This is a genomic window from Pseudomonas sp. MBLB4123, from assembly GCF_051904775.1.
Lineage (GTDB): Bacteria > Pseudomonadota > Gammaproteobacteria > Pseudomonadales > Pseudomonadaceae > Aquipseudomonas > Aquipseudomonas benzenivorans_B.
Genome location: NZ_CP196711.1, coordinates 1,079,636 through 1,106,378, shown reverse-complemented (window position 1 = coordinate 1,106,378; position 26,743 = coordinate 1,079,636). Strand labels below are relative to the sequence as shown.

The 26,743-nt window shown below is 66.4% G+C and carries 23 protein-coding genes; all 23 read left to right on the top strand.

Annotated elements, in window-relative coordinates:
* Window positions 1-52: 52 nt before the first annotated feature.
* The gene (mnmA, locus tag ACSX1C_RS05350; protein ID WP_439888556.1) at window positions 53-1,186 is read left to right on the top strand and encodes a tRNA 2-thiouridine(34) synthase MnmA; all 1,134 of its coding nucleotides are present in this window, start codon (window positions 53-55) and stop codon (window positions 1,184-1,186) included.
* A complete protein-coding gene (gene hflD / locus ACSX1C_RS05345; protein ID WP_318641371.1) occupies window positions 1,183-1,803 on the top strand; it encodes a high frequency lysogenization protein HflD in 621 nt (206 codons plus the stop codon). Before mnmA ends, hflD begins: the two co-directional genes overlap by 4 nt.
* A gap of 3 nt (window positions 1,804-1,806) precedes the next feature.
* On the top strand, window positions 1,807-2,664 hold the full coding sequence (locus tag ACSX1C_RS05340; protein WP_439888555.1) for a DMT family transporter: 858 nt from the start codon (window positions 1,807-1,809) through the stop codon (window positions 2,662-2,664).
* 88 nt (window positions 2,665-2,752) lie between these two features.
* Window positions 2,753-4,123 carry an adenylosuccinate lyase gene (purB, locus tag ACSX1C_RS05335; RefSeq protein ID WP_439888554.1) on the top strand — a complete coding sequence of 457 codons (1,371 nt, stop codon included), beginning with the start codon at window positions 2,753-2,755 and terminating at the stop codon, window positions 4,121-4,123.
* A gap of 78 nt (window positions 4,124-4,201) precedes the next feature.
* A complete protein-coding gene (locus ACSX1C_RS05330) occupies window positions 4,202-5,368 on the top strand; it encodes a ribosomal protein uL16 3-hydroxylase (protein WP_439888553.1) in 1,167 nt (388 codons plus the stop codon).
* Entirely contained in the window at window positions 5,361-5,792 is a 432-nt protein-coding gene (locus ACSX1C_RS05325; protein WP_318641379.1) for a GNAT family N-acetyltransferase, read from the top strand. Before ACSX1C_RS05330 ends, ACSX1C_RS05325 begins: the two co-directional genes overlap by 8 nt.
* Window positions 5,793-5,799: 7 nt before the next feature.
* Entirely contained in the window at window positions 5,800-6,441 is a 642-nt protein-coding gene (locus ACSX1C_RS05320) for a histone acetyltransferase HPA2 (protein ID WP_439888552.1), read from the top strand.
* Window positions 6,438-7,247: a secretin N-terminal domain-containing protein gene (locus ACSX1C_RS05315; RefSeq protein WP_439888551.1), complete on the top strand. Its 810-nt coding sequence runs from the start codon at window positions 6,438-6,440 to the stop codon at window positions 7,245-7,247. Before ACSX1C_RS05320 ends, ACSX1C_RS05315 begins: the two co-directional genes overlap by 4 nt.
* A 489-nt stretch (window positions 7,248-7,736) precedes the next feature.
* Complete coding sequence (locus ACSX1C_RS05310) at window positions 7,737-9,332, top strand: isocitrate lyase (RefSeq protein ID WP_439888550.1); 1,596 nt, start codon at window positions 7,737-7,739, stop codon at window positions 9,330-9,332.
* Between the two features lie 207 nt (window positions 9,333-9,539).
* Window positions 9,540-11,546: a PhoX family protein gene (locus ACSX1C_RS05305; protein WP_439888549.1), complete on the top strand. Its 2,007-nt coding sequence runs from the start codon at window positions 9,540-9,542 to the stop codon at window positions 11,544-11,546.
* A 282-nt stretch (window positions 11,547-11,828) separates the two neighbouring features.
* The gene (locus ACSX1C_RS05300) at window positions 11,829-12,242 is read left to right on the top strand and encodes an NADH-quinone oxidoreductase subunit A (RefSeq protein ID WP_318641391.1); all 414 of its coding nucleotides are present in this window, start codon (window positions 11,829-11,831) and stop codon (window positions 12,240-12,242) included.
* Between the two features lie 10 nt (window positions 12,243-12,252).
* Complete coding sequence (locus ACSX1C_RS05295; RefSeq protein ID WP_439888548.1) at window positions 12,253-12,930, top strand: NADH-quinone oxidoreductase subunit B; 678 nt, start codon at window positions 12,253-12,255, stop codon at window positions 12,928-12,930.
* A 59-nt stretch (window positions 12,931-12,989) separates the two neighbouring features.
* On the top strand, window positions 12,990-14,771 hold the full coding sequence (gene nuoC / locus ACSX1C_RS05290; protein WP_439888547.1) for an NADH-quinone oxidoreductase subunit C/D: 1,782 nt from the start codon (window positions 12,990-12,992) through the stop codon (window positions 14,769-14,771).
* Window position 14,772: 1 nt separating this feature from the next.
* Window positions 14,773-15,273 (top strand): NADH-quinone oxidoreductase subunit NuoE, encoded by a 501-nt coding sequence (gene nuoE, locus ACSX1C_RS05285; RefSeq protein ID WP_439888546.1) that lies wholly within the window; start codon window positions 14,773-14,775, stop codon window positions 15,271-15,273.
* The gene (gene nuoF, locus ACSX1C_RS05280) at window positions 15,270-16,625 is read left to right on the top strand and encodes an NADH-quinone oxidoreductase subunit NuoF (RefSeq protein ID WP_439888545.1); all 1,356 of its coding nucleotides are present in this window, start codon (window positions 15,270-15,272) and stop codon (window positions 16,623-16,625) included. The genes nuoE and nuoF overlap by 4 nt, the downstream gene beginning before the upstream one ends.
* A 90-nt stretch (window positions 16,626-16,715) precedes the next feature.
* Window positions 16,716-19,445 carry an NADH-quinone oxidoreductase subunit NuoG gene (nuoG, locus tag ACSX1C_RS05275; protein ID WP_439888544.1) on the top strand — a complete coding sequence of 910 codons (2,730 nt, stop codon included), beginning with the start codon at window positions 16,716-16,718 and terminating at the stop codon, window positions 19,443-19,445.
* Window positions 19,442-20,434 (top strand): NADH-quinone oxidoreductase subunit NuoH, encoded by a 993-nt coding sequence (gene nuoH, locus ACSX1C_RS05270; protein WP_439888543.1) that lies wholly within the window; start codon window positions 19,442-19,444, stop codon window positions 20,432-20,434. Before nuoG ends, nuoH begins: the two co-directional genes overlap by 4 nt.
* Window positions 20,435-20,444: 10 nt before the next feature.
* Window positions 20,445-20,993: an NADH-quinone oxidoreductase subunit NuoI gene (gene nuoI / locus ACSX1C_RS05265; RefSeq protein ID WP_318641406.1), complete on the top strand. Its 549-nt coding sequence runs from the start codon at window positions 20,445-20,447 to the stop codon at window positions 20,991-20,993.
* 11 nt (window positions 20,994-21,004) lie between these two features.
* Entirely contained in the window at window positions 21,005-21,514 is a 510-nt protein-coding gene (gene nuoJ / locus ACSX1C_RS05260) for an NADH-quinone oxidoreductase subunit J (protein ID WP_439888542.1), read from the top strand.
* Window positions 21,511-21,819, top strand: a complete 309-nt coding sequence (gene nuoK / locus ACSX1C_RS05255) for an NADH-quinone oxidoreductase subunit NuoK (RefSeq protein WP_439888541.1) — start codon at window positions 21,511-21,513, stop codon at window positions 21,817-21,819. Before nuoJ ends, nuoK begins: the two co-directional genes overlap by 4 nt.
* A complete protein-coding gene (nuoL, locus tag ACSX1C_RS05250) occupies window positions 21,816-23,669 on the top strand; it encodes an NADH-quinone oxidoreductase subunit L (protein WP_439888540.1) in 1,854 nt (617 codons plus the stop codon). The genes nuoK and nuoL overlap by 4 nt, the downstream gene beginning before the upstream one ends.
* A 26-nt stretch (window positions 23,670-23,695) precedes the next feature.
* Window positions 23,696-25,225 (top strand): NADH-quinone oxidoreductase subunit M, encoded by a 1,530-nt coding sequence (gene nuoM / locus ACSX1C_RS05245; protein ID WP_439888539.1) that lies wholly within the window; start codon window positions 23,696-23,698, stop codon window positions 25,223-25,225.
* Window positions 25,226-25,231: 6 nt separating this feature from the next.
* Window positions 25,232-26,725: an NADH-quinone oxidoreductase subunit NuoN gene (gene nuoN, locus ACSX1C_RS05240; RefSeq protein WP_439888538.1), complete on the top strand. Its 1,494-nt coding sequence runs from the start codon at window positions 25,232-25,234 to the stop codon at window positions 26,723-26,725.
* Window positions 26,726-26,743: the final 18 nt, after the last annotated feature.

Sequence of the window (26,743 nt, the reverse complement as noted above, 5' to 3'; positions counted from 1 at the left end):
TGGCCGGCCTGTTAGAATTTCGTCCTTTTTTGCAGACCCACGCCGAAATCCCATGTCCGATCCAGATCTTCCCACCTCAGAAAAGCCACGCGTGATAGTCGGCATGTCCGGCGGCGTCGATTCGTCCGTTTCCGCCCTGCTGCTGCTGGAGCAGGGCTATCGAGTCGAAGGCCTGTTCATGAAGAACTGGGACGAGGACGACGGCACCGAGTACTGCACGGCCATGGACGACCTGGCCGACGCCCAGGCGGTGTGCGACAGGATCGGCATCAAGCTGCACACCGCGAATTTCGCCGCGGAATACTGGGACAACGTGTTCGAGCACTTCCTCGCCGAGTACAAGGCCGGGCGCACGCCGAACCCGGACATCCTGTGCAACCGCGAAATCAAGTTCAAGGCCTTCCTCGATTACGCCCTGGCCCTCGGCGCCGACCTGATCGCCACCGGTCACTACGTGCGTCGCCGCGATGTCGACGGGCGTACCGAGCTGCTCAAGGGCCTGGACCCGAACAAGGACCAGAGCTACTTCCTGCACGCCGTCGGCGGCGAGCAGATCGCCAAGACCCTGTTCCCGGTCGGCGAGCTGGAGAAGCCCGCCGTGCGGGCGATTGCCGAGAAATACCAGCTGGCCACGGCGAAGAAGAAGGACTCCACCGGCATCTGCTTTATCGGCGAGCGGCGCTTCAGCGACTTCCTCAAGCAGTACCTGCCGGCCCAGCCGGGCAACATCGAGACCACGACCGGCGAGGTCATCGGCCGCCACCATGGCCTGATGTATCACACCATCGGCCAGCGCCAGGGGCTGGGCATCGGCGGCCTGAAGGATGCCGGGGACGAGCCCTGGTACGTGCTGCGCAAGGACCTGGCGCGCAACGTGCTGGTGGTCGGCCAGGGCAACGAACACCCCTGGCTGTTCTCCCGCGCCCTGCTGGCCTCGGAGCTCTACTGGGTCAACCCGGTCGACCTGAGCCGCCCGCGCCCGCTCACCGCCAAGGTGCGCTACCGACAGGGCGACCAGGCCTGCACCCTGGAGAAGACCACCGACGGCTATCGCGCGGTGTTCGAGCAGCCGCAGCGGGCCGTGACGCCCGGCCAGTCCGTGGTGTTCTACGACGGCGAGGTGTGCCTCGGCGGCGGCGTGATCGAATCGGCCGAGCCGTGGACTCCCGAGAGTGAAGACGCATGACGCCGATACAGGAACAACTGGTCGCCCTCGGCGCCGTCTTCCAGTCCGCGGTGCTGGTCGACAAGCTGGCCAGGACCGGTCAGATCGGCGAGCCCGCCCTGGCCTGCATGCTCGGCAGCCTGCTGGTGCGCGATCCCAAGAACACCCTGGAGATCTACGGCGGCGACGACCTCGGCCTGCGCGACGGCTATCGCGCCCTGGTCGGCGCCCTGGAACGGGACCCGAGCAGCCTGCAGCGCGATCCGCTGCGCTATGCGCTGGCCCTGCTCGGCCTGGAGCGGCAGCTGGACAAGCGCGACGATCTGCTGCAGATCATGGGCAGTCGCCTGGACCAGATCCAGCAGCAAACCGAGCATTTCGGCCTGGTCCACGACAACGTGATCGCCTCCTGCGGCGGCCTCTACCAGGACACCATCAGCACCTTCCGCCAACGCATCCAGGTGCAGGGCGACATGCGCCACCTGCAGCAGCCGAGCAACGCCTCGAAGATCCGTGCCCTGTTGCTCGCCGGTATTCGCGCGGCGCGCCTATGGCGGCAGCTGGGCGGGCACCGCTGGCAGCTGGTGTTCAGCCGCGGCAAGCTGCTCAAGGAACTCTACCCGCTGCTGCGCGGCTGAGCGATGCGACCCCGCGCGGTCAAGCCCGCCCAGGGCGCCGCCCTGCTGGCCTGCTCGGCCTTGCTGTTCGCGCTGATGGGCATGGGCATTCGCGAGGTATCCAGCAGCGTCAACAACGAATCGGTGGTGTTCTTCCGCAACCTGGTCGGCGTGCTGTTCTTCCTGCCGCTGCTCGCCCTCAGGGGCTGGCGTCCGCTGCGCACCGCACGCCTCAAGTCGCACCTGTGGCGCTCCACCTACGGCCTGGCGGCGATGTACTGCTTCTTCTACGCCATCGCCCATCTGCCGCTGGCCGACGCCATGCTCTTCACCTACTCGGCGCCGCTGTTCACCCCGCTGATCGCCCGCTGCTGGCTGAAGGAGCCGCTGACCCGGCGCATGCTGCTCACCAGCACAGTGGGCCTGGTGGGCGTGCTGCTGGTCGCCAAGCCCTCTGCGGCCCTGTTCGACGCCCAGGCCTCGATCGGCCTGGCCGCCAGCATCCTGGCGGCCTTCGCCTTCGTCTCGATCCGCGAGATGAGCGACACCGAGCCGGCCTTTCGCATCGTCTTCTATTTCGCGCTGTTCGGCGCCCTGGCCTCGGCGATTCCCCTGACCTGGGCCTGGCAGCCGCTGGGCACGCATGAACTGGGCGCACTGCTGGTGATCGGCCTGCTCGCCACCGTCAGCCAGATCATCATGTCCAAGGCCTATGCCCTGGCGCCTCCGGGGCTGATTGGCCCGTTCGCCTACCTGGCCATCGTCTTCGCCGGCCTGCTGGCCTGGCTACGCTGGGGCGAGGCCCCGGCCCTGAGTTCGCTGTTCGGCGCCGCGCTGATCTTCGTCGCCAGCCTGCTGTCGATCCGCCGCCCGGGGCGCTGATAAGGCGATTGGCGGAGCGCGGCCCGTGCCGCGATTTCATGTATGATATGCGCCCTTTTCAATGCCCGACTGTCCGAGAACGCCTCCCATGCAGCTTTCTTCGCTCACCGCGGTTTCCCCCGTCGATGGCCGCTACGCCGGCAAAACCAGCGCCCTGCGCCCCATTTTCAGCGAATACGGCCTGATCCGCTTCCGCGTCCTGGTCGAGGTCCGCTGGCTGCAGCGCCTGGCCGCCCATGAGGGTATCGCCGAGGTCGCGCCCTTCTCCGCCGAAGCCCAGGCGATTCTCAACGAGCTGGCGGACAATTTCGCCCTCGAGCACGCCGAGCGGGTCAAGGAGATCGAGCGCACCACCAACCACGACGTCAAGGCCGTGGAGTACCTGCTCAAGGAGCAGGCCGCCAAGCTGCCGGAGCTGGAGAAGGTCAGCGAGTTCATTCATTTCGCCTGCACCAGCGAGGACATCAACAACCTGTCCCACGCCCTGATGCTGCGCGAGGGCCGTGACAACGTGCTGCTGCCGCTGATGCGCCAGACCGCAGGCGCCATCCGCGAGCTGGCGGTGAAGTTCGCCGACGTGCCGATGCTCTCGCGCACCCACGGCCAGCCGGCCTCGCCGACCACCCTGGGCAAGGAACTGGCCAACGTGGTCTACCGCCTGGAGCGGCAGATCGCCCAGGTCGCGGCCGTGCCGTTGCTGGGCAAGATCAACGGCGCCGTGGGCAACTACAACGCCCACCTCTCGGCCTACCCGCAGGTGGACTGGGAAGCCAACGCCCGCGCCTTCATCGAGGGCGATCTGGGCCTGCAGTTCAACCCCTACACCACGCAGATCGAGCCGCACGACTACATCGCCGAGCTGTTCGACGCCATCGCCCGCTTCAACACCATCCTCATCGACTTCGACCGCGACGTCTGGGGTTACATCTCCCTCGGCTACTTCAAGCAGAAGACCATCGCCGGCGAGATCGGCTCCTCGACCATGCCGCACAAGGTCAATCCGATCGACTTCGAGAACTCCGAAGGCAACTTAGGGATAGCCAACGCGCTGTTCCAGCACCTGGCCAGCAAGCTGCCGATCTCCCGCTGGCAGCGCGACCTGACCGACTCCACCGTGCTGCGCAACCTGGGTGTCGGCTTCGCCCACAGCGTCATCGCCTACGAGGCGAGCCTCAAGGGAATCAGCAAGTTGGAGCTGAATGCTCAACGTATTGCTGAAGACCTGGACGCCTGCTGGGAAGTGCTCGCAGAGCCGATCCAGACCGTCATGCGCCGCTACGCCATCGAGAACCCCTACGAGAAGCTGAAAGAGCTGACCCGCGGCAAGGGCATCAGCCCCCAGGCGCTGCTCGAGTTCATCGACGGCCTGGACATGCCGGCCGAGGCCAAGGCCGAGTTGAAGCGGCTGACCCCGGCCAACTACATCGGCAACGCGGTGGCCCAGGCCCAGCGCATCTAAACGGCGACAGCCCAGCAAACGCCCGGCTGTGCCGGGCGTTTTTATTTATGGGTATTTATTACTATCAAGGGCTTACCGATGAATCCTGATACTCCGCTGCAAATGCTGGGTGGCCTCACGGCCCGCGAATTCCTGCGCGACTACTGGCAGAAGAAACCCCTCTTGGTGCGCCAGGCCATCCCCGACTTCGAGAGCCCCATCTCACCGGACGAGCTGGCCGGCCTGGCCCTTGAAGAAGAAGTCGAGTCGCGCCTGGTCATCGAGCACGGCGAACGCCCCTGGGAGCTGCGTCGCGGTCCCTTCGCCGAAGATGCCTTCGCCACGCTGCCGGAGCGCGACTGGACCCTGCTGGTGCAGGCCGTCGATCAGTTCGTCCCGGAAGTCGCCGAGCTGCTCGAGCACTTCAAGTTCCTGCCCAAGTGGCGCATCGACGACCTGATGATCAGCTTCGCCGCTCCCGGCGGCGGCGTCGGCCCGCACTTCGACAACTACGACGTGTTCCTGCTGCAGGCCCATGGCAAGCGGCGCTGGCAGATCGGCCAGCGGTGCGACTCCGACAGCCCGCTGCTGGACCACGCCGACCTGAAGATCCTGGCCGAGTTCGAACAAACTGAAGAATGGGTGCTGGAGCCCGGCGACATGCTCTATCTGCCGCCGCTCCTGGCCCACTGTGGTACCGCTGAGGATGACTGTATGACCTATTCCGTAGGCTTCCGCGCGCCGAGCGCCGCCGAAGTGCTGACTCATTTCACCGACTTCCTGGGCCAGTTCCTGCCCGATGAAGAGCGCTACAGCGACGCCGATGCCGAGCCGACCAGCGACCCGCATCAGATCCAGCGCGATGCCCTGGATCGCCTCAAGGCCCTGCTCAACGAGCATATGGGCGACGAGCGCCTGCTGATGACCTGGTTCGGCCAGTTCATGACCGAGCCGCGCTACCCGGAACTGGTCAATGGTCTGGACATCGACGAGCCGGCCTTCCTCGCCGCCCTGCAGGATGGCGCCATCCTGGTGCGCAACCCCAGCGCCCGCCTGGCCTGGTCCGAGGTCGGCGAGGACCTGGTGCTGTTCGCCAGCGGCCAGAGCCGCCTGCTCTCGGCCGGTCTGCGGGAATTGCTCAAGCTGATCTGCTCGGCCGACTCGTTACATATCGACAACCTCGGCCAATGGCTGGCCGACGCCGAGGCGCGTAATCTGCTGTGGGAACTGGTCAAGCAAGGCAGTCTGGGGTTTGCCGATGAATGAGATCCACGTACGCCTGGCCGACTGGCAGAAGGACAACGCCGAGTTGCGGCGCATCCGCGAAACGGTGTTTATCGCCGAACAGGCGGTACCACCGGAGCTGGAGTGGGATGCCGAAGACGCCGAGGCCCTGCATTTCCTCGCCTACGAGGGCGACTACGCGATCGGCACCGCCCGCCTGCTGCCCGACGGCCATATCGGCCGGGTCTCGGTACTCAGGGACTGGCGCGGGCTCAAGGTCGGCGACGCGCTGATTCGTGCGGTCATCGCCGAGGCGGAAAAGCGTGGCCTGCAGCAACAAATGCTCAGCGCCCAGGTGCATGCTACCGCCTTCTATGAAAGGCTAGGCTTCGAGATAGTCAGCGGCGAATACCTCGACGCCGGCATCCCCCACGTGGATATGGTACGCCACAGCGCTAGCCCCTGAGGTCAGGATGAACGACGACAACGCCCCGCCAGACACAGGCGAAAACGATGAGCCCCTGGAGCTTCCCGCCATCGAATTCGAGTCACCGGGGCGTTTCGCCGTGCACAATCCAGAACCCGCGCAGCTGGACGCCGAGCGCCGCGAGCCTGCGCCCTTCAGGCTCGGCGAGCATCTGCCGCTGGAGCGCTTCAGCCAGCCCGAGCAGGCCCGTGCCCATGCCCTGGCCCTGCTGCAGCAGGCGCAGCGCAGCCTGTGCATCTTCAGCGACGACCTCGAACCCTGGCTCTACCATCACAGCAGCGTGCAGGAAGCCTGCACGCGCTTTCTCCTGGCCAACCCGAAGAACCGTCTGCGCATCCTCCTGCGCGACGTGACCCTTGCGGTCAAACAAGGGCATCGCCTGCTCAGTCTGTCCCGTCGTCTGTCGAGCAACCTGCATATCCGCAAACTGCATCCGGACTACCCGAGCGAAGATATCGCCTTCCTGCTGGCCGACGACCGTGGCCTGCTGCTGCGCCCGGAGCTGGAGCAGTTCGCCGGCTACGCCCTGTACCAGGACCCGGCCCGCGTGCGCCTGCGCCAGGCGCAGTTCGACCAGGCTTGGGAGACCAGCATCACCGACCCGGATCTACGGAGCTTCCTGCTATGAGCATTCGCCTACTGATCGCGGCCCTGCTGCTCGGCTTGAGCCTCGTCGCGAGCGCGGCCACCGAAGTCATTGCCCTGAACTACCGCAGCGCCGACGAGGTCCTGCCGGTGGTGCAGTCGGTGCTGGGTCAGGAGGGACGGGTCAGCCCCTACGGCAATCAGCTGATCGTCAACTCGACCCCGGCGAAGATCGCGGAGATCCGCCAGTTGCTCGAACAACTGGACACCCGCCCGCGGCGCCTGCTGATCAGCGTCGCCAGCAGCGAATCGAGCTACCAGACCGACCGCGGCTACCGCGCCGACGGCTCGGTCAGCGCCGGCGGCGCCGAAGTGGTAATCGGCCAGGGCGAGATCGGCGGTCGCGACCAGGTGCGCATCATCCGGCGCAGTACCGACAGCCGTGGTGGCGGCACCCAGCAGGTGCAGGCCACCGAGGGTTATCCGGCACTGATCCAGGTCGGCCAGAGCGTCCCCCTCACCACCTACGAGCGCGACCACTACGGGCAGCTGCAGAGTTCCACCCAGTACCGCGATGTCACCCGTGGCTTCTACGTCACCGCCAGCCTGAGCGGCGAAATCGTGCATATCAGCATCAGCAGCAACCGCGACCGCGTCAGTCCGTCACAACCCGGGGTGATCGACCTGCAGAGCGCCGACACCCGGGTCACCGGCCGCCTGGGCGAGTGGATCAGCATCGGCGGCGTCAACGAGCAGACTCAGGCCGAGCAAGGCGATTTTCTCCAGCGCCGCGCGACCCAGGGCCGTGAGGATATGAGCCTGCGGGTCAAGGTCGAAGTCGTCGATTAAAGACCGTACAGAACTGACTCGCCGGTCGTCGCAAGACTTATGTAGTAGTCGTAAAAAACCACTACAAAACGTTTGACGAACCCTTCCCGCGGAGGCATGATGGCCTCGCTCCCGCTTATCAGGGGCCCTAGAAAGGGCCTCCGGGTCGCTCTCCAGGCTTACCGCCCGAGACGATTCGCGTTGTAAAGCCCACAAGGCAGTTCGACGAGATTGCGACTGGAACGAAGTTGTCCTGAGGGACGGGGAAGCGTTTAAGGCATCAGCCAGCCAGACAGTCGAAGTCAGTCTGCCCTACGGCATCCACGAGCCGGAAAGCAGGCCCCGTCGCAGTCTCGCTCGGTGCACTCGTCACCCCTCCCCCCGGTTTCAACGCCGCCCTGGTCAATATTTCGTCGTGCTGTCGTGAGCCCCGCAACCATTGCCTGCGAGATGCAGGTTCTGAGTGGGAAAGTCGGTGCTCAACCAAACACATACATTGAAGGATTGACCATGTCCGCATATCAAAACGACATCAAGGCAGTCGCTGCGCTGAAAGAGACCTTCGGCAGCACCTGGAGCGCTATCAACCCGGAATCCGTGGCTCGTATGCGTGCGCAGAACCGCTTCAAGACTGGTTTGGATATCGCCAAGTACACCGCGGCCATCATGCGCAAGGACATGGCCGAATACGACGCCGACTCCTCCGTCTACACCCAGTCCCTGGGTTGCTGGCACGGCTTCATCGGTCAGCAGAAGCTGATCTCGATCAAGAAGCACCTCAAGACCACCAACAAGCGTTACCTCTACCTGTCCGGCTGGATGGTCGCCGCCCTGCGCTCCGAGTTCGGCCCGCTGCCGGACCAGTCCATGCACGAGAAGACCTCCGTCGCCGCGCTGATCGAAGAGCTGTACACCTTCCTGCGCCAGGCCGATGCCCGTGAGCTGGACCTGCTGTTCACCGAGCTGGACGCCGCCCGTGCCGCCGACGACAACGCCAAGGCCGCCGAGATCCAGGGCAAGATCGACAACTACGAAACTCACGTAGTACCGATCATCGCCGACATCGACGCCGGCTTCGGTAACCCGGAGGCCACCTACCTGCTGGCCAAGAAGATGATCGAAGCCGGTGCCTGCTGCATCCAGATCGAGAACCAGGTGTCCGACGAGAAGCAGTGCGGCCACCAGGACGGCAAGGTCACCGTGCCCCATGCCGACTTCCTCGCCAAGATCAACGCCGTTCGCTATGCCTTCCTCGAGCTGGGCATCGACGACGGCGTGATCGTCGCCCGTACCGACTCCCTGGGTGCCGGCCTGACCAAGCAGATCGCCGTGACCAACGAGCCGGGCGACCTGGGCGACCTGTACAACTCCTTCCTCGACTGCGAGGAAATCTCCGAAGCCGAACTGGGCAACGGCGACGTGGTGATCAAGCGCGAAGGCAAGCTGCTGCGTCCCAAGCGCCTGCCGAGCAACCTGTTCCAGTTCCGCAAGGGCACCGGCGAAGCGCGCTGCGTGCTGGACTGCATCACCTCGCTGCGCAACGGTGCCGACCTGCTGTGGATCGAAACCGAGAAGCCGCACGTGGGCCAGATCGCGGCCATGGTCAACGAGATCCGCAAGGAAATCCCGAACGCCAAGCTGGTGTACAACAACAGCCCGTCCTTCAACTGGACCCTGAACTTCCGTCAGCAGGTATTCGACGCCATGGTTGCCGAGGGCAAGGACGTCTCCGCCTACGACCGCGCCAAGCTGATGAGCGTGGAGTACGACGAGACCGAACTGGCCCAGGTCGCCGACGAGAAGATCCGCACCTTCCAGCGCGACGGTTCGGCTCAGGCGGGCATCTTCCACCACCTGATCACCCTGCCGACCTACCACACCGCCGCACTGTCCACCGACAACCTGGCCAAGGGCTACTTCGCCGACCAGGGCATGCTGGCCTACGTGAAAGGCGTGCAGCGTCAGGAACTGCGTCAGGGCATCGCCTGCGTCAAGCACCAGAACATGGCGGGCTCCGACATCGGCGACAACCACAAGGAGTACTTCGCCGGCGAAGCCGCTCTGAAAGCCGGTGGCAAAGACAACACCATGAACCAGTTCCACTGAGTGGAACCGGCTCGGCCAGGCGGAACCCCGCATTCCGCCTGAGCGTGGCGTAGGAAAAACCCAGCAGAGATGCTGGGTTTTTTCTTTTCTGCCCCGCCCAGAAGCGGAAACTGGCCTGAGTGTCGACTGGCGCACAAGCCTTGTCATAGTCCCGTCGTTTTCCTTGGTTAGCGTCATGGCTCCGTCGATTAGCCCCAAGGAGCCCCCATGCGCCAGGAAGATGACCACAGCGTACTGTTCGGCAGTGGCGATGAACTGCCCAGCAACCATTCCAGCAATTCGCATTTCAACGAGCTGATCAACACCGGCCTGGCGCGACGCCAGGTGCTGGCCGGCGGTGCGGCGCTGGGTGCCCTGGCCTTTCTCGGCGCCGCCCTGCCGGGCACCAGCGAAGCCGCGCCAGCGGCCGGTACATCGCAGGCCCAACCGCTGTTCAGACCGCGGACCAGGCTGCCCTTTACCCCTGTGGCCATCAGCCGTGCCGACGCCATCAGCGTCCCGGCCGGTTACCAGGCCACGCCCTTCATTCCCTGGGGCACGCCCATCACCGGCAGCTATCCGGCCTTTCTCGAGGACGCCAGCAACAGCGCCGCAGACCAGGCCCAGCAGACCGGCATGCACCATGACGGCATGCACTTCTTCCCCATCGATGCCCAACGCGGCCGTGGCCGCAGCAGCGATCACGGCCTGCTGGTGCTCAACCACGAATACATCGACGCCGGCTTGATCCATCTCAGCGGGCCGACCGTGATGGATGGCAAGCGCGTGAGCGCCGAAGAGGTCCGCAAGGAAATCAATGCCCACGGCGTCTCGGTGGTGGAAATTCGCCGCAACCCGCTGGGCGACTGGGAGGTGCTGCCGAGCGCGCGCAACCGCCGCATCACTGCCGCCACGCCTATGCAGATCCGTGGCCCGGCCCGCGGCCATGCCCTGTTGCAGACCCGCTACAGCCCGGACGGCACGGCCACCCGCGGCACCCAGAACAACTGCGCCAACGGCTTCACCCCCTGGGGCACCTACCTGACCTGCGAGGAGAACTGGGCCGGCTACTTCGCCTCTCGCGACAGCGCACTGCCTCGGGAGCTGAGCCGCTATGGCCTGCGCAGCAGCAGCCGTTACGGCTGGGAGACCCTGGCCGGCGACGAGTTCGAACGCTTCGACGCCACCCGCAAGGCGGCCCACGCCGCCGGCGACTACCGCAACGAGCCCAACCACTTCGGTTGGATAGTCGAGATCGACCCCTTCGCCCCCGAATCGGTGCCGGTCAAACGTACCGCCCTGGGGCGCTTCGCCCACGAAGGCCTGGTATTCGCCCCGGTCAAGCCAGGCCGGCCGGTGGTGTGCTACTCCGGCGACGACTCGCAGAACGAGTACATCTATAAATATGTCAGCCGCGCGAAGTATCGCCCCGGCCGCAGCAACGGCAGCCTGCTGGACGACGGCACGCTCTATGTCGCCCGTTTCGACGCCAATGGCAGGGGCAAGTGGCTGGCCCTGGATATCCATGACAAGGCCTTCCAGAAGGCCTGCCGCGCCGCCGGCGTGAGTTTCGCCGACCAGGGCGAGCTACTGATCAATACCCGCCTGGCCGCCGATATCCTCGGCGCCACCAAGATGGACCGTCCGGAATGGGGGGCGGTCAATCCGGACAACGGCGAGGTCTACTTCACCCTCACCAACAACAGTTCGCGCAGCGAGGGCGACGCGGCCAATCCGCGCCCGGCCAACGCCTACGGCCATATCATTCGCTGGCGCGAACGCAGCTGGAACTATGCCGGACGCAGCTTCACCTGGAGTCTGTTCCTGCTGGCCGGCCCGGAAAGCGACAGCCTAGGGCCGAACGGCCAGCCCTTGAACGCCGACAACCTGCTGGCCAGCCCCGACGGCCTGTGGTTCGACCCGGAGGGCCGCCTGTGGATCCAGACCGACATGAGCGGCAGCCAGCTGCGCAGCGGCCCCTTCGGCAACAACCAGATGCTCGTCGCCGATCCGAAGAGCGGTGAACTCAAGCGCTTCCTGGTCGGCCCCCTGGGCGCGGAGATCACCGGCATCAGCGCCACCCCGGACTTCCGCACGCTGTTCGTCAACATCCAGCATCCAGGCGAGGGGTCGACGGCTGGCAACCTGCTCAGTACCTGGCCGGACGGCCCCGGCAAGCGGCCGCGCTCGGCGACCCTGATCATCAGCCGCGAGGACGGCCGGCGCCTGCTGTAAGCCATACCTCGGGCGGCCAGCCGCAATGGCCCGGTCGCCCATTTCCCGCACCTCAGGGCCAATGCCCGGCCAGCCCCACAGCCCTGTCTTCGCGCCACCGGCAGCGTCTTAAAACAAGGCCTTGCGGGCCTATCCTAAAATTTTGTTGGCGAAAAACTTACCAGCCGCGCATGACGGGCCTAAGCTCAATGCAGAGTCTCGACCGCTCACGGCAGAGCGGCCGAGACAAACAAATCCAATAAGCTGCGCAGAACGCCGTTCCTTTCCAGGGGGGATACCGGCATGTCGGAAGCAAGCACCATCTTGTCCCATGACTGGGCGCTGGCCGTGTTCCTGCTCGGCATCGCCGGGCTCTGCGCCTTCATGCTCGGCCTGTCCAGCCTGTTGGGCGGCAAGGCCTGGGGCCGGCGCAAGAATGAGCCCTTCGAGGCCGGCATGCTGCCCACCGGCAGCGCCCGCCTGCGCTTTTCCGCAAAGTTCTATCTGGTCGCGATGCTCTTCGTGATCTTCGATGTCGAAGCCCTGTTTCTCTTCGCCTGGGCCGTCTCCGTACGCGAAAGCGGCTGGGCCGGCTTTATCGAAGCTACTATTTTCATAGCGATTCTGTTGGCCGGCCTTGTCTATCTCTGGCGCATCGGCGGGCTCGACTGGGCACCGACGGGACGCCGCGAACGGCAGGCGAAGCTAAAAAAATGAGGCTCTGGCGATGCAATACACACTTACTCGGGTCGATCCGGATGCGCCGAACGAGCAGTATCCGATCGGCCAGCGCGAGACCGTTGCCGATCCACTGCTAGACGACCAGGTGCACAAGAACATCTTCATGGGCAAGTTGGAGAACGTGCTCCATGACGCGGTCAACTGGGGGCGCAAGAACTCCCTCTGGCCTTACAACTTCGGCCTGTCCTGCTGCTACGTGGAGATGACCACGGCCTTCACCGCGCCCCACGACATCGCCCGCTTCGGCGCGGAAGTCATTCGCGCCTCGCCGCGCCAGGCCGACTTCATGGTCATTGCCGGTACCTGTTTCATCAAGATGGCGCCCATCATCCAGCGCCTGTACGAACAGATGCTCGAGCCCAAGTGGGTCATTTCCATGGGCTCCTGCGCCAACTCCGGCGGCATGTACGACATCTATTCGGTAGTCCAGGGGGTGGACAAGTTTCTCCCCGTCGATGTCTACGTCCCCGGCTGCCCGCCCCGCCCCGAGGCCTTCCTGCAGGGCCTGATGCTGCTGCAGGAGTCCATCGGCCAGGAGCGCCGCCCGCTTTCCTGGGTGGTCGGCGACCAGGGGGTGTACCGCGCCGAGATGCCGTCGCAGCGCGAGCAACGACGCGCCCAGCGCATCGCCGTCACCCAGCTGCGCAGCCCCGACGAGGTTTGACGTCGGCCGCCGGCTGGAAACCCATTTTGTCCCTAGGTTGACCGATAGCGACCGAGACCATGACCGCAGACAGCGCCGTGTCACCGCCACCCTACAAGGCCGACGACCAGGACGTCGTCGCCGAGCTGCAGGCCCGTTTCGACGCCGAAACCCTGACCCTGCAGGCCACGCGCACCGGCATGCCGGTGGTCTGGGTGCCCCGTGACCGGCTGATCGAGACGCTTCGCTTCCTGCGGGACCTGCCGCGGCCCTACGTCATGCTCTACGACCTGCACGGCATCGACGAACGTCTGCGCACCCAGCGCCGTGGCCTGCCGCAGGCGGACTTCACGGTGTTCTATCACCTGCTGTCGATCGAACGGAACAGCGACCTGATGATCAAGGTGGCGCTGGCCGAAGACGATCTCGAACTGCCCAGCGCCACCGCGATCTGGCCCAACGCCAACTGGTACGAGCGGGAGGTCTGGGACCTGTTCGGCATCAGCTTCCGCGGCCACCCCCATCTCAGCCGCATCATGATGCCGCCGACCTGGCAAGGCCATCCGCTGCGCAAGGACTATCCCGCCCGGGCCACCGAGTTCGACCCCTTCAGCCTGACCCAAGCCAAGCAGCAGCTGGAGGAGGAAGCCGCGCGCTTCAACCCCGAGGACTGGGGCATGCAGCGCCACGGCGAGCACGAGGACTACATGTTCCTCAACCTCGGCCCCAACCACCCCTCGGCCCACGGCGCCTTCCGCATCATCCTGCAGCTCGACGGCGAGGAAATAGTCGATTGCGTGCCGGATATCGGTTATCACCACCGCGGCGCGGAGAAGATGGCCGAACGCCAGTCCTGGCACAGCTTCATTCCCTATACCGACCGCATCGACTACCTGGGCGGGGTGATGAACAACCTGCCCTACGTGTTGGCGGTGGAGAAGCTGGCCGGCATCCAGGTCCCGGACCGGGTCGACTTCATCCGGGTGATGCTCGCGGAGTTCTTCCGCATCGCCAGCCACCTGTTGTTTCTCGGCACCTATATCCAGGACGTCGGCGCCATGACCCCGGTGTTCTTCACCTTCACCGACCGCCAGCGGGCCTACAAGGTGATCGAGGCCATCACCGGCTTTCGCATGCACCCGGCCTGGTACCGCATCGGCGGCGTCGCCCACGACCTGCCGCGGGGCTGGGACGCCCTGGTCAGGGAATTCGTCGCCTGGTTGCCCAATCGCCTGGACGAGTACGAGAAGGCCGCCGTGCACAACAGCATCCTGCGCGGTCGCACCATTGGCGTCGCCCAGTACAACACCCGGGAAGCCCTCGAATGGGGGGTCACCGGCGCCGGCCTGCGCGCCACCGGCCTCGACTTCGACCTGCGCAAGGCGCGCCCTTATTCCGGCTACGAACACTTCGAGTTCGACATTCCGCTGGCCCACAACGGCGACGCCTACGACCGCTGCATCGTACGGATCGAGGAGATGCGCCAGAGCGTACGCATCATCGAGCAGTGCCTGAACAACATGCCGGCAGGCCCCTACAAGGCGGACCACCCGCTGACCACGCCGCCGCCAAAGGAGCGCACCCTGCAGCACATCGAGACGCTGATCACCCACTTCCTGCAGGTCTCCTGGGGGCCGGTGATGCCGGCGGGCGAGTCCCTGCAGATGATCGAGGCGACCAAGGGCATCAACAGCTACTACCTGACCAGCGACGGCAGCACCATGAGTTACCGCACCCGTATTCGCACCCCGAGCTTCCCACACCTGCAGCAGATCCCCGCGGTGATCCGCGGCAGCATGGTGGCCGACCTGATCGCCTACCTGGGCAGTATCGACTTCGTCATGGCCGATGTGGACCGCTGACATGAGCCAGACCGACCTGATCCAAACCGACCGCTTCGTGCTCAGCACCCGCGAGCGCGCGGCCATCGAGGAGGAGATGCACCACTACGAGGACCCGCGGGCGGCGTCCATCGAGGCGCTGAAGATAGTCCAGCAGGAGCGCGGCTGGGTACCCGACGGCGCGGCCGAGGCCATAGGCGCGGTGCTCGGCATCCCGGCCAGCGACGTCGAGGGCGTGGCCACCTTCTACAGCCAGATTTTCCGCCAGCCGGTGGGCCGCCACATCATCCGCGTGTGCGACAGCATGACCTGCTTCATCGGCGGCCATGAGTCGCTGCTGTCTAGTATTCAACAAGAACTGGGCATCGGTCTGGGGCAGACCAGCGCCGACGGCCGCTTCACCCTGTTGCCGGTGTGCTGCCTGGGCAACTGCGACAAGGCCCCGGCACTGATGATCGACGACGACACCTTCGGCGATGTCCGCCCCGAGGCTGTCGCCCGGCTATTGGAGGGCTATGCATGAGTGCCAAGACGCTGACCTCGATCGGCCCGGCCAACCGCTGCGCCCGGCCCGAGCAGAGCCATCCGCTGACCTGGCGTCTGCGCGACGATGCCCAGCCGGTGTGGCTCGACGAGTACCAGCAGAAGAACGGTTATGCCGCCGCACGCCAGGCCCTGGCCGAGATGGCCCCGGAGGACATCGTACAGCGGGTCAAGGAGTCGGGCCTCAAGGGCCGTGGCGGCGCCGGCTTCCCCACCGGGGTGAAGTGGGGCCTGATGCCCACCGACGAGTCGCTGAACATCCGCTACCTGCTGTGCAACGCCGACGAAATGGAGCCCAATACCTGGAAGGACCGCCTGCTCATGGAGCAGCTGCCGCACCTGCTGATCGAAGGCATGCTGATCAGCGCCCGGGCGCTCAAGGCCTATCGCGGCTATATCTTCCTGCGCGGCGAATACGTCGACGCGGCCGACATCCTCAACCGCGCCATCGCCGAGGCCAAGGCCGCCGGCCTGCTGGGCCAGAACATCCTGGGCAGCGATTTTTCCTTCGAGCTGTTGGTGCACACCGGCGCCGGGCGCTACATCTGCGGCGAGGAAACGGCGCTGATCAACTCCCTGGAGGGGCGCCGCGCCAACCCGCGCGCCAAGCCGCCCTTCCCGGCCGCCGTCGGCGTCTGGGGCAAGCCCACCTGCGTCAACAACGTCGAGACCCTGTGCAACGTGCCGGCGATCATCGGCAACGGCGTGGACTGGTACAAGAGCCTGGCCCGCCCGGGCAGCGAGGACCACGGCAGCAAGCTGATGGGCTTTTCCGGCAAGGTGAAGCAGCCCGGCCTGTGGGAGCTGCCCTTCGGCATCAGCGCCCGCGAGTTGTTCGAGGACTACGCCGGCGGCATGCGCGACGGTTATCACCTCAAATGCTGGCAGCCCGGCGGCGCCGGCACCGGCTTCCTGCTGCCGGAACACCTGGACGCGGCAATGTACGCCGGCGGTATCGCCAAGGTCGGTACCCGCATGGGCACGGGTTTGGCACTGGCGGTGGACGACAGCGTCGGCATGGTGGCGCTGCTGCGCAATCTGGAGGAGTTCTTCGCCCGCGAGTCCTGCGGCTGGTGCACACCCTGCCGCGACGGCCTGCCCTGGAGCGTCAAGCTGCTGCGCGCCCTGGAGCGCGGCGAGGGCCAGGCGGGCGACCTGGAGACCCTGGAACAGCTGTGCAACTTCCTCGGCCCCGGCAAGACCTTCTGCGCCCACGCGCCGGGGGCGGTGGAGCCGCTGGCCAGTGCACTCAAGTATTTCCGCGGCGAGTTCGAGGCGGGCCTCGCCCGCCAGAGCGCGCCCACAGGCAGCGACCAATTGACCCCGGCATGACGCATCGCGTCGCGAGGCCACCGACCCGGCCCGCGACCCACCGAGAATCCATTAGCCACGCCCGCCACGGCGGGTAAGAAGACAACCGACATGGCCACTATCCACGTAGACGGCAAAGATCTGGAAGTCGATGGGGCAGACAACCTGCTGCAGGCCTGCCTGTCCCTGGGGCTCGATATCCCCTACTTCTGCTGGCACCCGGCCCTGGGCAGCGTCGGCGCCTGCCGCCAGTGCGCGGTCAAGCAGTTCGCCGACGAGAATGACAGCCGTGGTCGCCTGGTGATGTCCTGCATGACACCGGCCGCGGACAACACCTGGATCTCCATCGACGACGAAGAGGCCAGGCAGTTTCGCGCCAGCGTGGTGGAGTGGCTGATGACCAACCACCCCCACGACTGCCCGGTGTGCGCGGAAGGGGGGCACTGTCACCTGCAGGACATGACGGTGATGACCGGGCACAACGCCCGCCGTTATCGCTTTACCAAGCGCACCCACCAGAACCAGGAGCTGGGGCCCTTCATCGCCCACGAGATGAACCGCTGTATCGCCTGCTACCGCTGCGTGCGCTACTACAAGGACTATGCCGGCGGCGGCGACCTGGGCGTCTACGGCGCGCACGACAACGTCTACTTCGGCCGGGTCGAGGACGGCCCCCTGGAGAGCGAGTTCGCCGGCAACCTGGTCGAGGTCTGCCCGACCGGGGTGTTCACCGACAAGACCCACTCCGCACGCTACACCCGCAAGTGGGACATGCAGTTCGCCCCGAGCATCTGCCACGGCTGCGCCGCCGGCTGCAACATCAGCCCCGGCGAGCGCTACGGCGAGATCCGCCGCATCGAAAACCGCTTCAACGGCTCGGTGAACCAGTATTTCCTCTGCGACCGCGGCCGCTTCGGCTACGGCTACGTCAACCGCCCGGACCGCCCGCGCCAGCCGCTGATGGTGCTGAGCCAGATGAAGATGGATCTGGACTCGGCCCTCGATCAGGCCGCCGCACTGCTGAAGAAGCGCAAGGTGATCGGCATCGGCTCGCCCCGCGCCAGCCTGGAAAGCAACTTCGCCCTGCGCCAGCTGGTCGGCGCCGAACACTTCTACGCCGGCCTGGCCGAAGCTGAGCTGCAGCTGCTGCAGCTGATCCGCGAGGTGCTGCAGAACGGCCCGCTGCCGGTGCCGACTCTGCGCGAGGTGGAGGCCCACGACGCGGTGTTCGTCCTCGGCGAGGACCTGACCCAGACCTCGGCGCGCCTGGCCCTCGCATTGCGCCAGGCGGTCAAGGGCAAGGCCATGGCCTTGGCCGCCGCGATGAAGATTCAGGACTGGCACATGGCCGCGATGCAGAACGTCGCGCAGCAGGCGCTCAGCCCGCTGTTCATCGCCAGCGTCTGCGCCACCCGCCTGGACGACGTCGCCAGCGAGTGCGTGCACGCCGCGCCGGACGACCTGGCCCGCCTCGGCTTCGCCGTGGCCCACGCCATCGACCCGAGCGCCCCGGCCGTGACCGGCCTAGACGCCGACGCCGCCGCACTGGCCCGGCGCATCGCCGATGCCCTGCTGGCCGCCGAGCGCCCGCTGCTGGTATCCGGCGCCTCCCTGGGCAGCCGGACGCTGATCGAGGCCGCCGCCAATATCGCCGGCGCCCTGAAGAACCGCGAGAGAAACGGCTCCATCAGCCTGGTGGTGCCGGACGCCAACAGCATGGGGCTGGCCCTGCTGCAGGGCGAGGATCTTGCCAAGCAGTCCCTGGACGCCGCGCTGCAGGCCCTCAGCTGCGGCGAAGCCGACGCCCTGGTGGTGCTGGAGAACGACCTCTACCGCCACGCCGACGCCGCCCGGGTCGATGCCGCCCTGGCCGCCGCCCGGGTGGTGGTGGTCGCCGATCATCAGCACACCCCCACCGCCGCCAAGGCCCACCTGCTGCTACCGGCCGCCAGCTTCGCCGAGGCCGACGGCACCCTGGTCAGCCAGGAGGGCCGCGCCCAACGCTTCTTCCAGGTGTTCGATCCGACCTATTACGACGGCGACAACCTGGTGCGCGAAGGCTGGCGCTGGCTGCATGCGTTGCACAGCACCCTGCAGGACAAGCCGGTCGACTGGAGCCAACTGGATCAGGTCACCGAAGCCTGTGCCGCCGGCACCCCGGCACTGGCCGGTATCCAAGTTGCCGCACCCTCTGCCAGTTTCCGCATCAAGGGCCTCAAGCTGTCGCGCGAGCCCCACCGCTACAGCGGCCGCACGGCCATGCGCGCCAATATCAGCGTGCACGAACCCCGTCAGCCTCTGGACCAGGACTCCGCCTTCGCCTTCTCCATGGAGGGCTATTCCGGCTCCGCCGAACCCCGCCAGCAGATTCCCTTCGCCTGGTCGCCGGGCTGGAACTCGCCCCAGGCCTGGAACAAGTTCCAGGACGAGGTCGGCGGCCACCTGCGCGCCGGCGATCCCGGCGTGCGCCTGATCGAGGCCGCCGGCACGCCGTTACCCTGGTTTTCCCCCTGTGCCGCCTTCGCCCCGGCCCAAGGCAGCCTGCAGGCGGTGCCGCTGCATCACCTGTTCGGCAGCGAGGAGACCTCCACCCGTGCCGCGCCGATCCAGGCCCGCGCCCCCGCGCCCTATGTCGCCCTCGGCCGGGCGGAGGCGTCGCGCCTCGGCGTCGATGAAGGCGCCCTGCTCGCCCTGACCCTGAACGGCCAGACCCTGCGCCTGCCACTCCGGGTGCACGAAGATCTCGCCTGTGGCCTGGTCGGCTTGCCCGCCGGCCTGCCCGGCATTCCCCCGGCGATCGCCGGCGCTGCGGTGACGGCGATCCGGGAGGCCGCACAATGAACTGGCTGACGCCCGAGCTGCTCGAGATTCTCGCCGCCGTGGTCAAGGCCGTGGTCATCCTGCTGGTCGTGGTGGTCTGCGGCGCCCTGCTGAGCTTCGTCGAGCGCCGCCTGCTGGGCTGGTGGCAGGATCGTTACGGACCGAACCGGGTGGGGCCGTTCGGCCTGTTCCAGATCGCCGCGGACATGCTCAAGATGTTCTTCAAGGAGGACTGGACGCCGCCCTTCGCCGACAAGGTGATCTTCACCCTGGCCCCGCTGATCGCCATGAGCGCCATGCTCATCGCCTTCGCCATCGTCCCGATCACCCCGACCTGGGGCGTGGCGGACCTCAACATAGGCATCCTGTTCTTCTTCGCCATGGCCGGCCTGTCGGTCTACGCCGTGCTGTTCGCCGGCTGGTCCAGCAGCAACAAGTACGCCCTGCTCGGCGCCCTGCGCGCCTCGGCGCAGACCGTGTCCTACGAGGTGTTCCTGGCCCTGGCGCTGATGGGGGTGGTGGCCCAGGCCGGCTCGTTCAACCTGCGCGACATTGTCGACTACCAGGCCCGGCACCTGTGGTTCATCATTCCGCAGTTCTTCGGCTTCTGTACCTTCTTCATCGCCGGCGTCGCGGTGACCCACCGCCACCCCTTCGATCAGCCGGAAGCCGAACAGGAGCTGGCCGACGGCTACCACATCGAATACGCCGGGATGAAATGGGGCATGTTCTTCGTCGGCGAGTACATCGGCATCGTCACCATCTCGGCGCTGCTGGTGACCCTGTTCTTCGGCGGCTGGCACGGCCCGTTCGGCCTGCTGCCGCAGATTCCCTTCTTCTGGTTCGCCGCCAAGACCGCCTTCTTCATCATGCTCTTCGTCCTGTTGCGCGCCTCGATTCCGCGCCCGCGCTATGACCAGGTCATGGCCTTCAGCTGGAAGTTCTGCCTGCCGCTGACCCTGCTCAACCTGCTGGTGACCGGCGCCCTGGTGCTGGTCGCGGCTAGGTAAGGAGAACACCATGTTCAAGTACATCAGGCATGTGATCCACGGCACCTACACCCAGCTGCGCAGCCTGGCGATGATCTTCGCCCACGGCTTTCGCCCGCGCGACACCCTGCAATACCCGGAAGAGGCGGTGTACCTGCCGCCGCGTTACCGCGGGCGCATCGTCCTGACCCGCGACCCCGACGGCGAGGAACGCTGCGTGGCCTGCAACCTGTGCGCGGTGGCCTGCCCGGTCGCCTGCATCTCGCTGCAGAAGGCCGAGGCCCAGGACGGCCGCTGGTACCCGGAGTTCTTCCGCATCAACTTCTCGCGCTGCATCTTCTGCGGCCTGTGCGAGGAGGCCTGTCCGACCACGGCGATCCAACTGACCCCGGACTTCGAGATGGGCGAGTTCAAGCGCCAGGACCTGGTGTACGAGAAGGAAGACCTGCTGATATCCGGCCCGGGCAAATACCCCGACTACAACTTCTACCGCGTCGCCGGCCTGGCCATCGCCGGCAAGCCCAAGGGCGCCGCGCAGAACGAGGCCGAACCGATCAACGTGAAGACTCTGCTGCCCTGAGGCCTGAAAAGATGGAACTGGCTTTCTATTTCGCCGCCGGCGTCGCCCTGATCGCCACCCTGCGGGTGGTCACCGGCACCAACCCGGTACACGCCCTGCTGTACCTGATCATCTCCCTGCTGGCGGTGGCCATGGTGTTCTTCAGCCTCGGCGCCCCCTTCGCCGGGGCCCTGGAGATCATCGTCTACGCCGGCGCCATCATGGTGCTGTTCGTCTTCGTGGTGATGATGCTCAACCTCGGCGCCGCCGCCGTCGAGCAGGAACGCCACTGGCTCACGCCGGGCATCTGGTTCGGGCCGTCCCTGCTCTGTGCCTTGCTGCTCGGCCAGCTGCTCTACGTGCTGTTCACCGTGCCGAGCGGCGCCCTCATCGGTCAGGTCACGGTGGAGGCCAAGACGGTCGGCATCAGCCTGTTCGGCCCCTATCTGCTGGCCGTCGAGCTGGCCTCCATGCTGCTGCTGGCCGCCCTAGTGGCCGCCTACCACCTCGGTCGCCACGACGCCAAGGAGGCCACGCCATGAACGGTATTCCACTGGAGCACGGCCTGGCCCTGGCCGGCGCCTTGTTCGCCATCGGCCTGGTCGGCCTGATGGTGCGCCGCAACATCCTCTTCGTGCTGATGAGCCTGGAGGTGATGATGAACGCCGCCGCCCTGGCTTTCGTGGTCGCCGGCGCACGCTGGGGCCAGGCCGACGGTCAGGTGATGTTTATCCTGGTGATCAGTCTGGCGGCGGCCGAGGCCAGCATCGGCCTGGCGATCCTGCTGCAGCTGTATCGCCGCTTCAACACCCTGGATATCGACGCAGCCAGCGAGATGCGCGGATGAACCTACTCTTCCTGACCTGCCTGTTCCCCCTGCTCGGCTGGCTGGCGCTGGCCCTCACACGCGGGCGCTGCTCGGAAAACACCACGGCGCTGATCGGCGTCGGCTCGGTCGGCCTGTCGGCGCTCACCGCCGCCTGGGTCACCTGGCGGTTCAATGTCGCGCCACCCGCGGGCGGCGCCTACAGCCAGCTGCTGTGGCAGTGGATGGCGGTGGACGGCTTCGCTCCCAGTTTCACCCTGTATCTGGACGGCCTGTCGCTGACCATGCTCGGGGTAGTCACCGGGGTCGGCTTTCTCATCCACCTGTTCGCCAGCTGGTACATGCGTGGCGAGGAAGGCTATTCGCGCTTCTTCGCCTACACCAACCTGTTCATCGCCAGCATGCTGTTCCTGGTGCTCGGCGATAACCTGCTGTTCCTCTACCTCGGCTGGGAAGGCGTGGGGCTGTGCTCCTACCTGCTGATCGGCTTCTACTTCAAGCACAGGGCCAACGGCAATGCCGCGCTCAAGGCGTTCATCGTCACCCGGGTCGGTGACGTGTTCATGGCCATCGGCTTGTTCATCCTGTTCTCCCGGCTCGGCACCCTGAACATCCAGGAACTGCTGCTGTTGGCGCCGCAGAAGTACGTCGCCGGCGATAACTGGCTGTGGCTCGCCACCCTGATGCTGCTCGGCGGCGCGGTCGGCAAGTCGGCCCAGCTGCCGCTGCAGACCTGGCTGGCCGATGCCATGGCCGGTCCGACCCCGGTCTCGGCGCTGATCCACGCCGCCACCATGGTCACCGCCGGGGTCTACCTGATCGCCCGCACCCATGGCCTGTTCCTGCTGACCCCGGAGATTCTCGAGCTGGTCGGCCTGGTGGGCGGCGCGACTCTGGTGCTGGCCGGCTTCGCCGCCCTGGTGCAGACCGACATCAAGCGCATCCTCGCCTACTCGACCATGAGCCAGATCGGCTACATGTTCCTCGCCCTCGGCGTCGGCGCCTGGAGCGCGGCGATCTTCCACCTGATGACCCACGCCTTCTTCAAGGCCCTGCTGTTCCTCGCCGCGGGCAGCGTGATCAACGCCTGCCACCACGAGCAAAACATCTTCAAGATGGGCGGGCTGTGGCGCAAACTGCCGCTGGCCTACGTCAGCTTCATCGTCGGCGGCGCCGCCCTGGCCGCCCTGCCGCTGGTCACCGCCGGCTTCTACTCCAAGGACGAGATCCTCTGGGAGGCCTTCGCCAGCGGCCACAGCGGCTTGCTCTATGCCGGCCTGGCCGGCGCCTTCCTCACCTCCATCTACACCTTCCGTCTGATCTTCATCGCCTTTCACGGCGAGGCCAAGGTCGAGGCCCACGCCGGCCAGGGTATCGCCCACTGGCTGCCGCTGGCGGCGCTGATCGTCCTCTCGACCTTCATCGGCGCCCTGATCACCCCGCCGCTGGCCGGCGTGCTGCCGCAGAGCGCCGGCCACGCCGGCGGCGCGGCCAAGCACAGCCTGGAGCTGGCCTCGGGACTGATCGCCCTGGCCGGCATCCTCCTCGCCGCCCTGCTGTTCCTCGGTAGGCGCCGCCTCGTCGGCGCCGTTGCCCGAACCGCGCCGGGGCGTGTGCTCGGCGCCTGGTGGTTCGCCGCCTGGGGCTTCGACTGGCTCTACGACAAGCTGTTCGTCCGTCCCTATCTGCTGGCCTGCCGGCTGCTCGGTCGCGACCCGATCGATTCCGGCATCGGCGTGATCCCGCGCCTGGCCCGTGGCGGCCACGGCGTCCTCAGCCGCAGCGAAACCGGACAGCTGCGCTGGTACGCGGCCTCCATAGTCGGTGGCGCCGTGCTGGTACTGGCCGTCGTGCTGCTGGGTCGACCCTGACTAATAGCGAAAGGAACCCGCCCATCATGATCTTGCCTTGGCTAGTCCTGATTCCCTTCATCGGCGGCCTGCTGTGCTGGCTGGGTGAGCGCCTGGGCAACACGCTGCCGCGCTGGGTGGCGCTGCTGACCATGAGCCTGCTGTTCGGCATGGGCCTGTGGCTGTGGTCCAGCGGCGACTTCGGCCTGGCCCCGGCGCCCGGCGCCGAGCCGCGCTGGGCCCAGGAGTTTCAGCTGCAGTGGATCGAGCGCCTGGGCATCAGCCTGCACCTGGCGCTCGATGGCCTGTCGGTGCTGATGATCAGCCTCACCGGCCTGCTGGGGGTACTCTCGGTGCTCTGCTCCTGGCATGAGATCCAGAACCGCGTGGGCTTCTTCCACCTCAACCTGATGTGGATTCTCGGCGGCGTGGTGGGCGTGTTCCTGGCCATCGACCTGTTCCTGTTCTTCTTCTTCTGGGAAATGATGCTGGTGCCGATGTATTTCCTCATCGCGCTCTGGGGCCACAGCGGCAGCGCCGGCAAGACCCGCATCACCGCCGCCACCAAGTTCTTCATCTACACCCAGGCCAGCGGCCTGATCATGCTGGTGGCGATCCTCGCCCTGGTGTTCGTCCACTACAACGGCACCGGCGTGCTGACCTTCAACTATGCCGACCTGCTCAAGACCGAGCTGACGCCGGGCACCGAATACCTGCTGATGCTGGGCTTCTTCGTCGCCTTCGCCGTGAAGTTCCCGGTGGTGCCGTTCCACTCCTGGCTGCCGGACGCCCACGCCCAGGCGCCGACCGCCGGTTCCGTGGACCTGGCCGGCATCCTGCTGAAGACCGCCGCCTACGGCATGATCCGTTTCGCCCTGCCGCTGTTCCCCAACGCCTCGGTGGAGTTCGCCCCGGTCGCCATGGGCCTGGGCGTGTTCGCCATCGTCTACGGCGCCCTGCTGTCCTTTGCCCAGACCGACATCAAACGCCTGGTGGCCTATTCCAGCGTGTCGCACATGGGCTTCGTGCTGATCGCCATCTACTCCGGCAGCCAGATCGCCCTGCAGGGCGCGGTGGTGCAGATGCTCGCCCACGGCCTGTCCGCCGCCGCGCTGTTCATCCTCTGCGGCCAGCTCTACGAGCGCCTGCACAGCCGCGACATGCGCGAGATGGGCGGCATCTGGGCGCGCATGCCCTGGCTGCCGGCGCTGTGCCTGTTCTTCGCCGCCGCGGCGCTGGGCCTGCCCGGCACCGGCAACTTCATCGGCGAGTTCCTCATCCTCGTCGGCACCTTCCCCAGCGCGCCCTGGGTCACCGTGCTGGCCGCCAGCGGCCTGGTGTTCGGCTCGGTCTACTCGCTGATCATGATCCACCGCGCCTTCTTCGGCCCGGCCAAGGCGGAAGGCACCCTGCTCGGCCTCAAACCCCGCGAGCTGGGCATGGTGCTGGGGCTGGCCATGCTGCTGACGCTGCTCGGCCTCTACCCGCAGCCGGTGCTCGACACCTCGGCGGCCAGCATGCAGGGCGTGCAGCAGTGGTTCAGCCACAGCCTCAGCCAATTCGCCTCGGTCAGGTAAAGGTCTATGGAAAGCAGCGCCACGCAATTTACCCTCCAGCACGCCATCGCCCTGCTGCCGCTGCTGGTGACCGGCGCAACGCTGATCCTGGTGATGCTGGCCATCGCCTGGAAGCGCAACCACGGCCTGACCTTCGTACTCTCGGTGCTCGGCCTCAACCTGGCCCTGCTGTCGATCGTCCCGGTGCTCGGTATCGCCCCGATACAGGTCACGCCCCTGCTGCTGGTGGACCGCTTCGCCTGCTACTACATGGCCCTGATATTGGTCGCCACCCTGGCCTGCGTGACCCTGACCCACGCCTACCTCGGCGAGGCCACCCTGAGCACCGGCCAGGGCAGCCGCCAGGGGTATCCGGGCAACCGCGAGGAGATGTACCTGCTGATGCTGCTGTCGGCCGCCGGCGGCCTGGTCCTGGCCGGCGCGCAGCACCTGGCGGGCCTGTTCATCGGCCTGGAGCTGCTGTCGGTGCCGATCTACGGCCTGGTGGCCTATGCCTTCTTCGACAAGCACTCGCTGGAAGCGGGCATCAAGTACATGGTGCTGTCGGCCGCCGGCAGCGCCTTCCTGCTGTTCGGCATGGCCCTACTCTATGCCGACTCCGGCAGCCTCGGCTTCAGCCAGATCGGCGCCAGCCTCGCCGCCGGCAGCGGCCTGCTGGTGCAGATCGGCATCGGCATGATGCTGATCGGCCTGGCCTTCAAGCTGTCGCTGGTGCCCTTCCACCTGTGGACCCCGGACGTCTACGAGGGTGCGCCGGCGCCCGTGGCGGCCTTCCTGGCCACGGCCAGCAAGGTCGCGGTGTTCGCCGTGCTGCTGCGCCTGTACCAGATATCCCCGGCCACCGCCGGCGGCTGGCTGAACGACCTGCTGACCCTGATCGCCATCGCCTCGATCCTGTTCGGCAACCTGCTGGCCCTGCTGCAGAGCAACCTCAAGCGCCTGTTGGGCTATTCCTCCATCGCCCACTTCGGCTACCTGCTGGTGGCACTGGTGGCCAGCAAGGGCTTGGCGGTGGAGGCCATCGGCGTCTACCTGGCCACCTACGTGCTGACCAGCCTCGGTGCGTTCGGTGTGATCACCCTGATGTCGACGCCCTACAACGGCCGCGATGCCGACGCCCTGTACGAATACCGCGGACTGTTCTGGCGCCGCCCCTACCTGACTGCGGTGCTCACGGTGATGCTGCTGTCGCTGGCCGGCATCCCCCTCACCGCCGGCTTCATCGGCAAGTTCTACGTCATCGCCGCCGGCGTGCAGGCCCAGCTCTGGTGGCTGCTGGGCGCCCTGGTGCTGGGCAGCGCCATCGCCGTGTTCTACTACCTGCGGGTGATGGTCACCCTGTTCCTCAACGAGCCCAACCTGCGCCGCCACGACGCGCCGTTCAACTGGGGCCAGCGCGCCGGCGGCATGATGCTGCTGCTGGTGGCGGTGCTGGCCTTCGCCATCGGCGTCTACCCGCAACCGCTACTGGCCATGCTCAGCACCATCAGCCTGGGCTGAACGAAAGCGGGGTCGCCG

Bases quoted from the DNA above. Each gene is read 5' to 3' on its own strand.
- mnmA (WP_439888556.1), top strand. From the start codon at position 53: ATGTCCGATCCAGATCTTCCCACCTCAGAAAAGCCACGCGTGATAGTC.
- hflD (WP_318641371.1), top strand. From the start codon at position 1,183: ATGACGCCGATACAGGAACAACTGGTCGCCCTCGGCGCCGTCTTCCAG.
- ACSX1C_RS05340 (WP_439888555.1), top strand. From the start codon at position 1,807: ATGCGACCCCGCGCGGTCAAGCCCGCCCAGGGCGCCGCCCTGCTGGCC.
- purB (WP_439888554.1), top strand. From the start codon at position 2,753: ATGCAGCTTTCTTCGCTCACCGCGGTTTCCCCCGTCGATGGCCGCTAC.
- ACSX1C_RS05330 (WP_439888553.1), top strand. From the start codon at position 4,202: ATGAATCCTGATACTCCGCTGCAAATGCTGGGTGGCCTCACGGCCCGC.
- ACSX1C_RS05325 (WP_318641379.1), top strand. From the start codon at position 5,361: ATGAATGAGATCCACGTACGCCTGGCCGACTGGCAGAAGGACAACGCC.
- ACSX1C_RS05320 (WP_439888552.1), top strand. From the start codon at position 5,800: ATGAACGACGACAACGCCCCGCCAGACACAGGCGAAAACGATGAGCCC.
- ACSX1C_RS05315 (WP_439888551.1), top strand. From the start codon at position 6,438: ATGAGCATTCGCCTACTGATCGCGGCCCTGCTGCTCGGCTTGAGCCTC.
- ACSX1C_RS05310 (WP_439888550.1), top strand. From the start codon at position 7,737: ATGTCCGCATATCAAAACGACATCAAGGCAGTCGCTGCGCTGAAAGAG.
- ACSX1C_RS05305 (WP_439888549.1), top strand. From the start codon at position 9,540: ATGCGCCAGGAAGATGACCACAGCGTACTGTTCGGCAGTGGCGATGAA.
- ACSX1C_RS05300 (WP_318641391.1), top strand. From the start codon at position 11,829: ATGTCGGAAGCAAGCACCATCTTGTCCCATGACTGGGCGCTGGCCGTG.
- ACSX1C_RS05295 (WP_439888548.1), top strand. From the start codon at position 12,253: ATGCAATACACACTTACTCGGGTCGATCCGGATGCGCCGAACGAGCAG.
- nuoC (WP_439888547.1), top strand. From the start codon at position 12,990: ATGACCGCAGACAGCGCCGTGTCACCGCCACCCTACAAGGCCGACGAC.
- nuoE (WP_439888546.1), top strand. From the start codon at position 14,773: ATGAGCCAGACCGACCTGATCCAAACCGACCGCTTCGTGCTCAGCACC.
- nuoF (WP_439888545.1), top strand. From the start codon at position 15,270: ATGAGTGCCAAGACGCTGACCTCGATCGGCCCGGCCAACCGCTGCGCC.
- nuoG (WP_439888544.1), top strand. From the start codon at position 16,716: ATGGCCACTATCCACGTAGACGGCAAAGATCTGGAAGTCGATGGGGCA.
- nuoH (WP_439888543.1), top strand. From the start codon at position 19,442: ATGAACTGGCTGACGCCCGAGCTGCTCGAGATTCTCGCCGCCGTGGTC.
- nuoI (WP_318641406.1), top strand. From the start codon at position 20,445: ATGTTCAAGTACATCAGGCATGTGATCCACGGCACCTACACCCAGCTG.
- nuoJ (WP_439888542.1), top strand. From the start codon at position 21,005: ATGGAACTGGCTTTCTATTTCGCCGCCGGCGTCGCCCTGATCGCCACC.
- nuoK (WP_439888541.1), top strand. From the start codon at position 21,511: ATGAACGGTATTCCACTGGAGCACGGCCTGGCCCTGGCCGGCGCCTTG.
- nuoL (WP_439888540.1), top strand. From the start codon at position 21,816: ATGAACCTACTCTTCCTGACCTGCCTGTTCCCCCTGCTCGGCTGGCTG.
- nuoM (WP_439888539.1), top strand. From the start codon at position 23,696: ATGATCTTGCCTTGGCTAGTCCTGATTCCCTTCATCGGCGGCCTGCTG.
- nuoN (WP_439888538.1), top strand. From the start codon at position 25,232: ATGGAAAGCAGCGCCACGCAATTTACCCTCCAGCACGCCATCGCCCTG.